This window comes from Micromonospora sp. SD19, assembly GCF_054462275.1.
In genome coordinates, this window is record NZ_JBTLMN010000001.1 from 1136309 (window position 1) to 1150010 (window position 13702).

The 13702-nt window shown below is 71.7% G+C and carries 14 protein-coding genes; 9 read left to right on the plus strand and 5 right to left on the minus strand.

Annotated features, from left to right (window positions below; genetic code table 11):
* Nucleotides 1–89 precede the first annotated feature (89 nt).
* Together ACX27O_RS05300 and ACX27O_RS05305 are read left to right on the plus strand one after the other, a co-directional pair.
* On the plus strand, nucleotides 90–1232 hold the full coding sequence (locus ACX27O_RS05300) for a geranylgeranyl reductase family protein (RefSeq protein WP_030328869.1): 1143 nt from the start codon (nucleotides 90–92) through the stop codon (nucleotides 1230–1232).
* Between the two features lie 31 nt (nucleotides 1233–1263).
* Complete coding sequence (locus tag ACX27O_RS05305) at nucleotides 1264–2034, plus strand: isoprenyl transferase (RefSeq protein WP_030328867.1); 771 nt, start codon at nucleotides 1264–1266, stop codon at nucleotides 2032–2034.
* Between the two features lie 89 nt (nucleotides 2035–2123).
* Here ACX27O_RS05305 and otsB read toward each other — a convergent pair whose 3' ends face one another.
* The 3 genes from otsB to ACX27O_RS05320 all read right to left on the minus strand — a co-directional run bounded on the left by otsB (nucleotide 2124) and on the right by ACX27O_RS05320 (nucleotide 3975).
* Nucleotides 2124–2948: a trehalose-phosphatase gene (gene otsB, locus ACX27O_RS05310; RefSeq protein ID WP_357638106.1), complete on the minus strand. Its 825-nt coding sequence runs from the start codon at nucleotides 2946–2948 to the stop codon at nucleotides 2124–2126.
* A gap of 67 nt (nucleotides 2949–3015) precedes the next feature.
* Nucleotides 3016–3369 carry a hypothetical protein gene (locus ACX27O_RS05315; RefSeq protein WP_030328864.1) on the minus strand — a complete coding sequence of 118 codons (354 nt, stop codon included), beginning with the start codon at nucleotides 3367–3369 and terminating at the stop codon, nucleotides 3016–3018.
* Between the two features lie 162 nt (nucleotides 3370–3531).
* Nucleotides 3532–3975, minus strand: coding sequence for an XRE family transcriptional regulator (locus tag ACX27O_RS05320; RefSeq protein WP_030328859.1), 444 nt, complete (start codon nucleotides 3973–3975; stop codon nucleotides 3532–3534).
* Between the two features lie 264 nt (nucleotides 3976–4239).
* Here ACX27O_RS05320 and ACX27O_RS05325 point away from each other — a divergent pair, with 264 nt between their 5' ends.
* From ACX27O_RS05325 to ACX27O_RS05355, 7 genes are all read left to right on the plus strand, one after another.
* The gene (locus ACX27O_RS05325; protein ID WP_030328857.1) at nucleotides 4240–4584 is read left to right on the plus strand and encodes a hypothetical protein; all 345 of its coding nucleotides are present in this window, start codon (nucleotides 4240–4242) and stop codon (nucleotides 4582–4584) included.
* 31 nt (nucleotides 4585–4615) lie between these two features.
* Nucleotides 4616–4951: a hypothetical protein gene (locus tag ACX27O_RS05330; protein WP_030328854.1), complete on the plus strand. Its 336-nt coding sequence runs from the start codon at nucleotides 4616–4618 to the stop codon at nucleotides 4949–4951.
* A 415-nt stretch (nucleotides 4952–5366) separates the two neighbouring features.
* Nucleotides 5367–6782, plus strand: a complete 1416-nt coding sequence (locus ACX27O_RS05335; protein ID WP_030328848.1) for a PhoH family protein — start codon at nucleotides 5367–5369, stop codon at nucleotides 6780–6782.
* 277 nt (nucleotides 6783–7059) lie between these two features.
* Nucleotides 7060–7737 (plus strand): aggregation-promoting factor C-terminal-like domain-containing protein, encoded by a 678-nt coding sequence (locus ACX27O_RS05340; RefSeq protein ID WP_030328842.1) that lies wholly within the window; start codon nucleotides 7060–7062, stop codon nucleotides 7735–7737.
* Between the two features lie 105 nt (nucleotides 7738–7842).
* Nucleotides 7843–8496, plus strand: coding sequence for a rhomboid family intramembrane serine protease (locus ACX27O_RS05345; protein WP_030328841.1), 654 nt, complete (start codon nucleotides 7843–7845; stop codon nucleotides 8494–8496).
* Between the two features lie 106 nt (nucleotides 8497–8602).
* A complete protein-coding gene (locus ACX27O_RS05350; RefSeq protein WP_030328840.1) occupies nucleotides 8603–9571 on the plus strand; it encodes an NAD(P)/FAD-dependent oxidoreductase in 969 nt (322 codons plus the stop codon).
* A 65-nt stretch (nucleotides 9572–9636) separates the two neighbouring features.
* Nucleotides 9637–11433, plus strand: a complete 1797-nt coding sequence (locus ACX27O_RS05355; protein WP_458939007.1) for a hypothetical protein — start codon at nucleotides 9637–9639, stop codon at nucleotides 11431–11433.
* A gap of 162 nt (nucleotides 11434–11595) precedes the next feature.
* Here the strand turns inward: ACX27O_RS05355 and ACX27O_RS05360 are convergent, their stop codons facing one another.
* The gene (locus ACX27O_RS05360) at nucleotides 11596–12567 is read right to left on the minus strand and encodes a DMT family transporter (protein ID WP_051708187.1); all 972 of its coding nucleotides are present in this window, start codon (nucleotides 12565–12567) and stop codon (nucleotides 11596–11598) included.
* Nucleotides 12564–13595: a class II fructose-bisphosphatase gene (glpX, locus tag ACX27O_RS05365; protein ID WP_030328833.1), complete on the minus strand. Its 1032-nt coding sequence runs from the start codon at nucleotides 13593–13595 to the stop codon at nucleotides 12564–12566. The genes ACX27O_RS05360 and glpX overlap by 4 nt, the downstream gene beginning before the upstream one ends.
* Between the last annotated feature and the right edge of the window lie 107 nt (nucleotides 13596–13702).

The window sequence follows — 13702 nt, forward strand, 5'->3', positions numbered from 1 at the left end:
GCGGAGATCGTCGGTGTGGCCGGCCGGAGGGCCGACCAGGTCGCCCGGCGGGAGCGGCCGCGCCGCGTCGGACTGGAGGGAGGCGCGCGGTGGACGACGAGTTCGACGTGGTGGTGGTGGGGGCGGGGCCGGCCGGCGCGGCAGCGGCGCTGACGGCGTGCCGGGCCGGTGCCAGCGTGCTGCTGCTGGACCGGGCCGACTTCCCCCGGGACAAGGCGTGTGGTGACGGGATCGCCGCGCACTCGGTGGACGTGCTCGCCGAGCTGGGGGTGACCGAGGCGGTGGCGGGTTACGCGCCGTTGCCGGCGCTCCGCATGATCTCGCCGGGAGGCGGTGCGGTGGCCCGGGCGCTGCCCCGACCCGCGTACACCGTGCCCCGGGAGGTCTTCGACGCGCGCTTGGTGGCGGCCGCGGTGGCCGCCGGCGCGCAGCTGCGCCGGCACACCGTGCGCCAGGTCGAGCCACGAGCCGACCGGGTGGTGCTCGACGGGCAGGTGTCCGGGCGGGTGGTGATCGGTGCGGACGGCGCCGGCTCGGTGGTGCGTCGGGCGCTCGGCCATCCGCAGAACCCCGACCGGCACCTCGCGCTGGCCATCCGGGGGTACGCCCCGGCGCTGCCCGGCCCGTCCGAGCAGCTCATCGTCACCTCGAAGGCGCGTTGGCCGGCGTACGCATGGTCCTTTCCGATCGGTGACGGACGGGCGAACGTCGGGTACGGGGAGGTCCTGCGCGGTGAGCCGCTGAGCCGGGCGTACCTGCTGGACCGGCTGGCCGCGCTGCTACCCGGCACCGACCTGGCGACAGTGACCGCGTTGCGGGCCCATCACCTGCCGCTCTCCACGCACCGGCCGTCGCCGGGGCGGGGGCGCACCCTGCTGGCCGGGGACGCCCTGTCGCTGATCAACCCGTTCACCGGGGAGGGGATCTTCTACGCGTTGCTCTCCGGCGCGCTGGCCGGGTCGGCGGCGGCCCGGTCGCCCGAGGACGCCGCCGGCCGCTACGCCCACGGGTTGCGTCGCCGTCTCGGCACCCACCTGCGGCACAGTTCGGTCGCGGCCTGGTTGGCCCGGCGACGCCGGGTGGTGGACGCGGCGGTCCGGGCGGCCCGTCGGGACGACCGGGTCTTCTACGACGTGGTCGAGCTGGGTCTGGGTGACGGACGCCTCACCGCTCGTACGCTCGCGATGATCGGCATCGGTCTGGGCGGTGGGGATGGGGCTCCGAGGCGGTGAACTGGCGCAAGGGTCGCTACGCTGCTAGGTGATGACGCTGCGGAACCTTATCTACTCCGTGTACGAGCGCCGGCTCACGGCAAAGCTCGCCGGTAAGCCCGTGCCCCGCCATGTCGGGGTGATGTGCGACGGCAACCGCCGCTGGGCGCGGGAGATGGGCTTCGTCGACCCGAACGACGGGCACCGGGTCGGCGCCGCGAAGATCAAGCATGTCCTCGCCTGGTGTGACCAGGCTGGCGTCGGGCACGTGACCCTCTACCTGCTGGCCACCGACAACCTGCGTCGCCCGGCGAGCGAGCTGGATCCACTGGTGAAGATCATCGAGGATCTGGTGGTGGAGCTGGCCGAGGAGGGCAACCCCTGGCGGCTGCGCATGGTCGGTGCGCTCGACCTGCTGCCGGCGCAGACCGCGGCGGCGCTCAAGGGCGCCGAGGAACGCACCCTCGACCGCAGCGGAGGGGCGGAGGTGAACATCGCGGTGGGCTACGGCGGTCGGCGGGAGATCACCGACGCGGTCCGCTCCCTGCTGCTGGAACACGCAGCCGCCGGCGGGACCCTTGAGGAACTGGCCGAGGTGCTGGACGTCGAGCACATCAGCGAGCACCTCTACACGCGCGGCCAGCCCGACCCTGACCTGGTCATCCGCACCAGCGGCGAGCAGCGGCTCTCCGACTTCATGCTGTGGCAGTCCGCGCACTCGGAGTTCTACTTCTGCGAGCTCAACTGGCCGGATTTCCGGCACATCGACTTCCTGCGGGCCCTGCGCTCGTACGCCAACAGGCAACGCCGCTACGGCACCTGACCGGGCGGCGACGCCGTCGGTCGCCGCTCGATCAGAGCAGGCCGGTCAGAGCAGGCCGGTCAGAGCAGGCCGGTACAGAGCAAGGCCGGTCAGGGCAGGTGGGTCAGCGCCCGGGTGAGGAAGTCGCCCAGGGCGGCCGGCGACTCGATCGTCAGGTCGGCGGCGTTGGCCACCTCATGTCCGGTCTCCGAATTGGCCACCGCCACGCACACGCCGAGGAAGTCCGGATCGGCGGCGGCGCGAGCGCGCAGCGCGGCGAAGGCCTTGATGTCGGAGACGTCGTCGCCGAAGTACCAGGCGCCGGTGGCGCCCTTGATCGCCTCGCCGATGACCATGCCCTTGTCCCGGTCGACCGGCGGCTTGAGCTCCAGCACCATCCGCCCGGCCTGCGAACGCAACCCCAGGCGGTCGGCCTGCGCCTGCCCCCACTGCTGCACCGTCGGGCCGAGTTGCGGGGCGGTACGCCAGTGCAGCGCGACCGAGAGCCGCTTGTACTCCACCAGCGTGCCGGGAGGCAGCTCCGCCCGGGCCAGGTCGGCCAGCTCGGACATTGTCGGAACCCAGGGCAGCGCCGCCGGTTCGGTGACGGTCTCCCCGCCGGAGTGGCTGTGCTCCAGCCCGTAGAGACCGTAGAGGTCCACGCCGGCGAGCCCGCCGAGCTGGTCCCGAAGGAACTCGACGGGTCGGGCGGAGACGATCGCGACCCGCTGTACGACCGGGGCGAGCGCCTCGATCGCGGCCAACGCGTTGGGAGCCGGGCGTACCGCGGTCGGATCGTCGTCGACGGGCGCGAGCGTGCCGTCGAAGTCGAAGAAGAGCACGGTCCCGGCCGCCCGACTGGCGGTTGCCCGCCAGGCCTGGTCGGCGTCCAACGGGGTTTTCGGCTGCTGATTGCCCAGATTCAACGGCGGCACGCGCGTCAGCGTACCCCGGCGATCCAGGCTCATTCCTGGCCGAGCGGACCCGTTGTGCGGTAGGCGATCAGCGTTCGGCAGCTCCTCGTCCGCGCCGGCCGAACGGCACCACCGCCGCCTCCTGGCCGTGGCTCAACAGGTAGCCCTCCACGAACCCGGTGTTCCGATCGCCGGTGTGGTGTTCGATCTCGTTGAGCCGGGCCACCAGGAACTCGGTGAGCGCGCTGATCCGGTTGTTCAGGCGCTCGTGCAGCTCGGCGACGACGGCCAGGACGACCGCGGTGCCGGCGGTGATGAGCGCAAAGAGGTTGACGAGCAGCGGAAGCTGCCCGCCGTCGACCACGAGGGTCACTGTGTTGCCGGTCACCCACAATGTCACCGACACCGTTGCGACCACGACTGCCAACCACTTCAGGGTCATGGACAGACCCCTCCTTCTGTCCCGCAGGGCTGGGTTCGGCCTTGTCCCGTCCCCCCGCCGATGACGAGCCCAAGCAGTACGAATAGGGACGCTAGCGTGCCCGTTCCAACCCCGGAGGTAAACGAATGAACCTGACCAGGCGTTCTTTCGCTATCTGAGGAACTAGCCCGCCTGATTGCCCCTTTTTCGGACATCGACCGGCAGCGTTGGGCGGTATGCGAGGTATCTGATGGTTTCGCGGATGTGGAACTTCTCCGCGTCCGACACCTGCGGGTCGACCAGGCGGCGCAGCAGGGCCTCGACGTCGGGGTCCATCGGAGGGGCGGCCTGGCCGGTGCGGGGGCCGGTCGCGGTGCGGTCCCAGCCGAGGGCGGCGAAGGCGGCGGCCGGGTTCAGGCCCAGCCCCTCGCAGAAGGCGACCACCCGTTCGGCCTCCGGGTCGCTGGCCCAGTCGCCCCGGACCCAGCGGTTGATGGTCTGCCGGGAGACGCCGGTGCGCCGGGACACCTCGGTGCCGCTCCAGGCTCGGGTCGCCCGTGCCTCGTCCAGGGCCCGTCGGACGAAGGTGGCGAAGGCGATCTTCCGCGCATTGGCCGTCTCGGTCACTCCGTGACGGTACGGCCAGCCGGCGGAGGGTGGGTACGCCGGCTCGCCACTGTCACGCGGACGTGACGAGGTGTTCGGATTTCCGGTAAACGAGTCAGTGCCACTGTTGAGGGGTGTCACGCGGGCAGAATAGATGAACGTAGTGGCAAACGTAACCGGACGAAAAGCTGATACTGTCACGTCCATGGGACAATCTACGGTGTGTCACGTGCATGAGACGACTGGTGCTCACATGCGTCACGCCCCCGGTGCCAGGGGGCCGTGGTGACCGAGCTCGCCACCCGCGCCCAGGCCTTCGGGCTGATCGCCGAGGGCGTCGCTGCGGGGCTGACCGCCCCCTGGCGCCTCTACCTCGCCCGAGGCTGCCGTTACCTGTCGCTGAGCGTCGGCGATCGTGCCGAGTGGAACGCCTGGCGTACCCATCTCGGCTGCCCCGAGCTGAGTGTCCGGGTCTACGACGCCGGCGGCGAGATTCGCCGGTCCTCGGTGGCCGAAGTCGTGCTGGACGGCTGCCGGATCAGCGTCGAGCTGGTCGAAGAGGTCAGCACCGACGACCTGGACCGGCTGCTCGTCGCCGACCCCACCACGATCGAGCCGGAGGAGCGATGACCTGGCGTCCCGGCTGGGCCGGAGCTGCCCGATGAGCCCTTTTCTCGCGGTGTTCCTCGTCCTGGTGCTCGGCGCCACCAGCTACGCGGCCGGGCGGCTGCACGGGCAGCTCAGCTACCGCATCGGTTACCGCTTCGGTTACCGGCAGGGCTACTTCGACGGTGACCGGGGCGCCTGGAACCGGCGTCGGCGGGACGCCCAGGCGGCCATCGCCTCGGCCCTGTCGGTCTCGCCCGCGGGAGTGGTCCGCTCCGCTGGTGCCGTCGCCCGCCCCGGCACCACGTACACCGGCTCGTCGTTCAGCGCGCCGGCCGCCCCGATCACCGGGCGGCACCCGACCGGCACGCTCGTCCGACGGACCGGTTGAGGTCGGTCGGCGGGGTCCGCCCCGCCGACCGGCGCCACGAACGCGGTGCGTCGTCCGCGGCGGACACGCACCGTCGGGGTCACGTCAGACCGGTGACGGTGGCCCCAACCGGCCGGGATGCGCGCAGGGGGCATGCATCCCGGCCGGTTCCGCCGTGCCCGCGACGGTGCCTTTCGGCTGGTGCCGGCGTCGGCGCGGCGCTGTTCACGAGCGCGCCGTGGGAGATCCACGTTCGGCCTCTAGCCGGGAAGGTCCGGCGGGGCTAGCGTCTAGGCATGGCACGGGGTTCTCCCGAGCCAGCCGGTCCGCCCGGATCTGCGACCTCGCGCACGGGGTTCCGCATCCGACCCCGTGTCCCCGGGCACCGGAGGAGGCGGAACACGGGTGGCGGGTGCCCATCCGTCGGAGCAGGCCTGTGACGACTCGCCGTACCATCGCCGGTGCCGACCAGACCCCGGCCGCGACTGCCACGACCCGCCGCGCCACCAGGAGCCGCCGTTCGGCGGCCGCCGCGCCGGCCGACCCCAAGGAGCCACGACCAGCCGGCCAGGCCTTCGTCCTGGACACGTCGGTGCTGCTCTCCGATCCGGCGGCATTCCACCGGTTCGCGGAGCACGAGGTGGTGCTGCCTCTGGTGGTCATCACCGAGCTGGAGGGCAAGCGGCACCATCCGGAGCTGGGCTGGTTCGCCCGGCAGTCGCTGCGGATGCTCGACGACCTGCGGGTCCGGCATGGTCGACTCGACCACCCGGTGCCCGCCAACGACGTCGGCGGCACCCTGCGGGTGGAGCTGAACCACACCGACGACGGTGTCCTGCCGCCCGGCTTCCGCACCGAGAGCAACGACGCCCGGATCCTCTCCGTCGCGCTGAACCTCGCCGCCGAGGGGCGGGAGGTGACCCTGGTCAGCAAGGACATGCCGCTGCGGGTCAAGGCCGCCTCGGTGGGCCTGCGCGCCGACGAGTACCGCCACGGCCAGGCCAGTGACCCGACCTGGACCGGCATGTCGGAGCTGGAGTTGAGCGAGGAGCAGATCGGCCAGCTCTACGCCGGCGAGACGCTCGACCTCGACGAGGCGGCCGGGCTGCCCTGTCACACCGGTCTGGTGCTGCACTCGGCGCGTGGCTCGGCGCTCGGCCGGGTGCTGCCGGACAAGTCGGTGCGGCTGGTCCGGGGCGACCGGGAGGCGTTCGGGCTGCACGGTCGCTCGGCCGAGCAGCGGATCGCTCTCGACCTGCTGCTGGACGAGTCGATCGGGATCGTCTCGCTGGGCGGCCGGGCCGGCACCGGAAAGTCGGCGCTGGCGCTCTGCGCCGGGCTGGAGGCGGTGATGGAGCGTCGTCGGCACAAGAAGGTGATCGTGTTCCGCCCGCTGTACGCGGTAGGTGGCCAGGAGTTGGGCTACCTACCGGGTTCGGAGTCGGAGAAGATGTCGCCGTGGGCGCAGGCCGTCTTTGACACGCTCGGCGCGGTGGTGCACGAGAACGTGCTGGAGGAGGTCACCTCGCGGGGCATCCTGGAGGTGCTGCCGCTGACCCACATCCGGGGGCGCAGCCTGCACGACGCCTACGTGATCGTGGACGAGGCCCAGTCGCTGGAGCGCGGGGTGTTGTTGACGGTGCTGTCCCGGATCGGGCAGGGCTCGCGGGTGGTGCTCACCCACGACGTGGCCCAGCGGGACAATCTGCGGGTCGGTCGGCACGATGGGGTGACGGCGGTCATCGAGGCGCTCAAGGGCCATCAGCTCTTCGCACACGTCACCCTCAGCCGTTCGGAGCGGTCGCCGATCGCCGCGATGGTCACCGACCTCCTGGAGGACATCCCGATCTGACGGGCGCTTTAGGGGGATTCGTCCATATTTTCGGTGTGGCCCAGGTCACAAACGGCCCGGTCCGTTTCCCATCAGCCTCACTGTGCGCAATCGTGTCCCACGAGCGTCCACGCACCAGAGGAATCGTTGGTGATCGAACGTCGCGAGATGGACGACATCAGCGAAGATCGGTGCGTCAGCGCGACCGGCAACCGGTCGGGGCGCTCGTGGCACGGCTGACGGCCCACCTGCGGCCCGCGCCGCGCCACGTCCTTGCTCCCGACGAAGGGACCACTTCGTGAGTCGGCTGTGGAGCCGGTTGGGCGCCCGTACGGCTGCTGTAGCGCTGCTCTCCGTGGGCGTTGCCGGTGGCTTCTACCTGGGCGAAGACCGGGAAACCCAGCAACAGGGCCTGACCGACAAGGTCAGCGTCGAGGTCGACCGGGCCGACCTCGCGTACCAGCGTGAGCGGCAGGCCGCCCACCAGGTGCAGTTCTCCAAGCAACGCGCCGCCGAGTACCAGGCGAAGCTGCGGGCGAAGCAGGCCGCGAAGGAAGCCGCCGAGCGGGCACGCCAGGCCGAGGCCGCCGCGGCGTCGCGCAAACGTGAGCGCGCGGCCGCGAACGCGGCCGCCAAGCCGTACGACGGGCCGATCCCGGCGTCCTGCGCCGAGTACAGCGGCAACCGCAAGACCGGCTGCGCTCTGATGATCGACGCCGGCTTCGGCATCTCCGAGTTCCCCTGCCTGGAGAAGCTCTGGACCAAGGAGAGCGGCTGGAACCACAAGGCCAGCAACTCCTCGTCCGGTGCGTACGGCATCCCGCAGTCGCTGCCGGGCAGCAAGATGGGCTCCGTCGCATCCGACTGGCGAACCAACCCGGCCACCCAGATCAAGTGGGGGTTGGGCTACATCAAGGGCAGGTACAAGACGCCCTGCGGTGCCTGGACCTACTTCCAGAACAACGGGCACTACTGACGCTCTCGACGCGGGGCGGGTGGACGACCACCCGCCCCGCTGTCGTGCGTACCCCGGTCGGGACGTGAGTGGCGGTCGGCCGCTTTTGCTGATAGCAGTTGTACGGTGACCCTGCACCCGTCAAGCGGCGACCCGTTCCGGTTCGGCACCGAGGCGTTCTACGCCTCGCTCGGCCGGGCCTTCGTCGCCATGTGCGCGGTGGTCCCGTTCCTGTTTCTCATCGAGGCCGTCGACCAGGGACTGGCGTTCGGCCTGGACGCCACCGCCGGCATCATCCCGCAACGCATCGACGGGCTGGACGGGGTCTTCTTCTCCCCGTTCCTGCACCACGGCTTCGACCACCTCTACAGCAACAGCATCCCGCTGATCCTGCTGGGCACCTTCGTCCTCGCCGCCGGTGCCCGCCGGTTCCTCTGGTCGACCCTGATCATCATCCTGGTCAGTGGGCTCGGCGTGTGGTTCACCGGCTCGCCCAACTCGGTGGTGGTCGGCGCCAGTGGTGTCATCTTCGGCTACCTGGGCATCCTGCTCACCCGGGGCATCGTCGAGCGCAGCTGGTGGAACTTCGCGGTCTTCCTCCTGGTCGGTCTGCTCTACGGCTGGCAACTGGTCGGCATCCTCCCCACCGACGAGCGGATCTCCTGGCAGGGTCACCTGTTCGGCCTGCTCGGCGGGGTGGTGGCGGCGATCCTGTTCCGGCGGCGGCGACCGGCGGTGGACGGCCCGGACTATTCAGGTTCCACGCTCAGCCTGCCCTGAGCCGATTCTCCGGCGCGCCTCTGGGACGTCCTTGCCCGACTGTCGCCGCCCGCCTACGGTCGAGATCAGCACGCGTTGATCCGTAAGCGGAAAGCGACGGTACGCCATGCGCGAGGTCGATGTCGCCGTGATCGGGGCCGGTCCGGCCGGCCTCTTCGCCGCGTACTACGCCGGGTTCCGAGGGCTGTCGGTGGCGGTGATCGACGCGTTGCCCGAACCGGGCGGCCAGGTCACTGCCATGTACCCGGAGAAGCTGATCCTCGACGTCGCCGGTTTTCCCGCCGTCAAGGGCCGTGATCTGGTGGCCAACCTGGTGGCCCAGGCAGCGCCGTTCAATCCGCGGTACCTGCTCGGCACCCGGGCGGAGAAGCTCTCGTACGCTGACGGCCGACCGGTGCTGGGCCTGGCCGGCGGTGAGCAACTCGCCTGCGGCGCGATAGTGGTCACCGGCGGGCTCGGCAGCTTCAGCCCTCGGCCGTTGCCGTGCGCCGACGGCGCCCCCGGGTCAGGGATCGTCTACTTCGTGACCGAGCCGACCGAGCTGGCCGATCGGGACGTGCTGATCGTCGGTGGTGGCGACTCCGCCTTCGACTGGGCGTTGGCCCTGCAACCGCTGGCCCGGTCGGTGACCCTCGTACACCGACGGGAGAAGTTCCGGGCGCACGCCTCGACCGTCGCCCGGGTGCTCGCGCTGCCGGTGCGGGTCGTGGTCAACGCCGAGGTCACCAGGCTGCTCGGGGACGGCACGGTGACCGGTGCCGAGGTGACAGTGCGCGGCGGCGCCACCGAGACGTTGCCGGTGGACGTGGTGGTGGCCGCCCTCGGTTTCACCGCCGACCTGGGCCCGCTCGCCGAGTGGGGGCTACGGCTGGACCGCCGCCACATCCTGGTGGACAGCGCGATGGCCACCAACCTGCCCCGGGTCTTCGCGGCGGGCGACATCACCGAGTACCCGGGCAAGGTCCGGCTGATCGCCACCGGCTTCGGTGAGGCGGCGACGGCGGTCAACAACGCGGCGGTGGCCATCGACCCGAGCGCCCACCTCTTCCCGGGGCACTCCTCCGATGCCGGCTGAGCGTCGGTACCGGACCCAGACCGACCTGAGTCCGGATCGAGACGGGTCGACCCGATCCTGAGGGGATGACGGGTTCCGCCACTCCCCAGGACGGCGCACCCACCACGCTGTCCTGGCTCTGCCACCCTGCCACCCTGTTCGCGCTGGCCCTGCTGCTGGTCAACGATCATGTGCTGAAGGCGGCCTTCCCCGGCCCGGTGACCGGCAAGCTGAGCGACGTCGCCGGGCTGGTGCTCGCCCCACCGCTGGTCGCGGTGCTGCTGACCCTCCTGCTGCCACGACTGCCGGCCCGGAGGGCCGCGTCGGTCGCCCTGGCCACTGTGGGTGCCGGGTTCGCGGTGGTCAAATCCAGTGGGTACGCCGCCGAACTCGCCTCCTCGGCCTGGACCGTGCTGGCCGGGCCGTCGCTGGTCCGGGCCGACTGGACCGACCTGTTCACCCTGCCGGCGCTCGGCCTGGCCTGGTGGAGCTGGCGGCGGTCACGTCGCCGCCCGATGCGCCGACGGACCGCCCGGCTGGTCCGGATGCTGGTGGTGCTGCCACCGGCGGTCTTCGCGGTGGCCGCCACCAGCCAGTACCAGTACCCGTACGCCGTGGGCACCGCCCTGCTCGACGGTCACCCGGCGATCTCGATCGGCGTGGGATACAACGATCGGACCTGGCCGGAGGGGCCGGCTGACGGCCGATGGTCGATCAGCCAGGACGGGGGGAACACCTGGCGGCCCGCCGCCGACGGCGAGGAACAGCGGTTGTCCCGCCAGGGCCCCGGGCAGCGGCAGGCGTGTGTGCCCACCGAGCCGCAGCGGTGCTACCGGGCGGTCGCCGAGCACCTGCGGGTGGAGCAGAGTGACGACGCGGGCGTGACCTGGCAGGTGGCCTGGGAGGTGTCGGACGCGCGCCGCGAGGGGATGGCCCGCCGGTTCGCCAACCCAGGTGACATCCGCCGGCACTTCGCCTCCCGCGATCTGATCGTCTATCCGGCCGCCGGTGGCGGCCACGAGGTGCTGGTCGCCAACGGGCGCGACGGCATCCTGCACCGGAGAGCGGACGGCGGATGGCAACGCGACGGCTTCCGACATCACGCGGGACCGGACGACGGAGGCTGGACCGAGCCGCCCGCGCTGGACGGCGGGCTCGGCAGCCGCGACACGGACCTGCAGCTCGCCCTCGCGCTCGCGCTGACCCTCGGCGTTACGGTCACCGTGCTCGCTGGTCATCTGGCGATCCGTCGCGGGGGCGGTCCGCGCTGGTGGGGGGTCGCCGGCAGCGGGGCGATAGTGGTCGCGGGGATCGTGCTGGCCGGCGCCTGGGGGCGCAACGATGACTCCTCGACGGGCATGGCCCTGCTGTTCGTCGTTCTGCCCCTGAACGTCGTGACAGCGACGGCCATGCTCGTTCGAGTCTCCTACCAGGACGCACTGACCCGATGGAGCGGATGGGCACTCACCGGGCTGCTGCTCACCGCGCTCCTGTCCCTGGTGCCGCTCGTGGGTTGGCTGGGCGGGAACCCTGCGCAGAGCAGGGTCGCCGTGGCGCTCGCCCTGCTGGCCCTGGTGCCGGGCGTGCTGCTCGCCGTTCGGATCGCCCGGCTGTACGACCCGGCCCGGGCGTTTGGGCGCCGATACCCACCGCACCCGTCCGACCCGCCCTACCCGCAGTACCCGCCGCGCCCGGCCGCGGTGCCCTACCCGCCCTACCCACCGCACCCGCCCGCGGTGCCCGATCCGTCCTACCCGCTCGACCCGCCCTACCCGTTCGAACCGCCGGATCGGCTGTCGTCTAGGACGCCGCCAGCGCCGCCGGAGTCGTCCCATCCGGTGCTCCGGCCTTCCGTGCCGGATCCGTCAGCCGAGTCGGGGTAGGCCGCTCAGGTCGGCGCGTGGTCGAGGTCCGGGTGCCGTGGTGCGGGCTGGCGCCGTTCGGCCCGGCCGCACGATGACGAAGTCGACCCGGTGCGCTCACGGCGACCGTGGGGGCCCTGGGCGGCCGATCCGCGCCAGTTGCGTCGCCGGCCCGCTGACGGCTCAGCGGCGGGCCGGCGGGGCGAGCGCGGCGATCAGCACTGCCACCATGGTCAGCGCCGCCCCCAGCAGGGTGTTCACCCCGGGGTGCGAGGCTGCCGTGGGGAGGACCAGGTCCAGCAGCACGGCGCCGACGATCTGCCCGGCGATGGTGGCCAGGCCGAGCAGCAGCACACCGGTGAAGCGCACGATCGCGGCGGCGATCGCGATGAACACGATGCCGATCGGGCCGCCCAGGTAGAGCCACGGCTCGGACGGCAGGTGGCCACCGGGCCAGCCGCGTACGGCGATGTCGATCGCGAACGCGACCAGCAGGGTGACAGTGCCGACGGCGAAGTTGACGAGCGTGGCGGTCAACGCGCTGTCGGCCGCCGCCCGGACCCGACCGTTGACGGCCTGCTGCCAGGCGATGCCCACCCCGGCGAGCAGCGGCAGCAGAGCCAGCGCCAGTGCGCCCGGGTCGCCCAGTCGGTCACCGACCGCCAGGCAGACCGCCAACACGGTGAGCACCGCGCCGGCCAGTCGCTGCCGGGTGACCGGCTGCCGGCCGGTGGGCCCGATCCCGGCCCGATCCACGGCAAGGCTGCTGCCGGTCTGGCCGGCCACCACCGCCACGGTGAAGACCGCCACGCCCAACGTGCCGATGGTGAGCCCTTGAGTGGCCACCAGGAACGCCCCGCACATGCCACCGAGGCACTGCCACGGCCGCAACGCGCCCGTCCGCAGGGCCCGCCGGGTCGCGGCCAGCCCGCGCCGGCCACCAGGGGTCGCGGGCACCAGCACCAGCAGCACCAGCAGGCCGAGGCCGAACGACACCACCGCGGCCGCGAAACCGTCCTCGAGGCGTACCCCCAGCTCGCCGTTGATCCGCGACTGCACCGCCACCGCGACCCCGGAGGCCGACGCGAGCGCGACGCCGGTGATCCGGCGGGCGGCCGACAGGGTCTGCGGGGTCGCCGTGTCGGTGGCTGTCACTCCTGTTCAGCCAGCGGTCGACCGTCGAAGTCGACAGCGGAGTAGAGCGCCAGCTTCTCCAGCCGGTGGTACGAGTCGATCACCCGGATGGTGCCGCTCTTCGAGCGCATCACGATCGACTGGGTGTACGCCCCGCCCGCCCGGTACCGCACGCCGCGCAGCAGGTCGCCGGAGGTGACCCCGGTCGCCACGAAGAAGCAGTTGTCGCCGGTGACGAGATCATCGGTGCCCAGCACCCGGTCCAGGTCGTGCCCGGCGGCGATCGCCTTCTCCCGCTCCTGCTCGTCGCGCGGCCAGAGCTTGGCCTGCATCGCACCGCCCATGCACTTGAGCGCGCACGCGGAGATGATGCCCTCCGGGGTGCCGCCGATGCCCATCAGCACGTCCACGTCCGACTCGCCCCGGGCGGCGGCGATGGAGCCGGCGATGTCGCCGTCGGAGATGAACCGGATACCCGCCCCGGCCCGGCGGATCTGCGTGACCAGGTCGTCGTGGCGGCTGCGGTCCAGCACGCAGACCGTCACCTCGGAGACGTCGGTGCCCTTGACCTTGGCGATCCGGCGCAGGTTCTCCGCCACCCCGGCGTTGATGTCGATCACGTCGGCGTACGCGGGCCCGACGGCGAGCTTCTCCATGTAGAACACGGCGCTGGGGTCGAACATCGCACCCCGCTCGGAGACGGCGAGCACCGCCACGGCGTTCGGCATGCCCTTGCTCATCAGGGTGGTGCCGTCCACCGGGTCGACGGCGACGTCCACCTCCGGGCCCGTGCCGTCGCCGACATGTTCGCCGTTGAAGAGCATCGGGGCGTTGTCCTTCTCGCCCTCGCCGATCACCACCACACCGCGCATCTGGATCGAGTTGATCAGCTTGCGCATCGCGTCGACAGCTGCTCCGTCGCCGCCCTCCTTGTCGCCCCGACCGACCCACCGGCCGGCGGCCATCGCCGCGGCCTCGGTGACCCGGACCAGGTCGAGGGCAAGGTTACGGTCGAGATCCTGTGGGATCCGCGTCCTGGTGTTCGTCATGACGGCTACTCCTCCTCGCGACGGTGCGGGGACGACCGGCCGCGGGGAGGCCCCCACCGCCAGCTTTGTCGCTGATCCTCACACGATGGCCGACGGGGCGTCGGCGC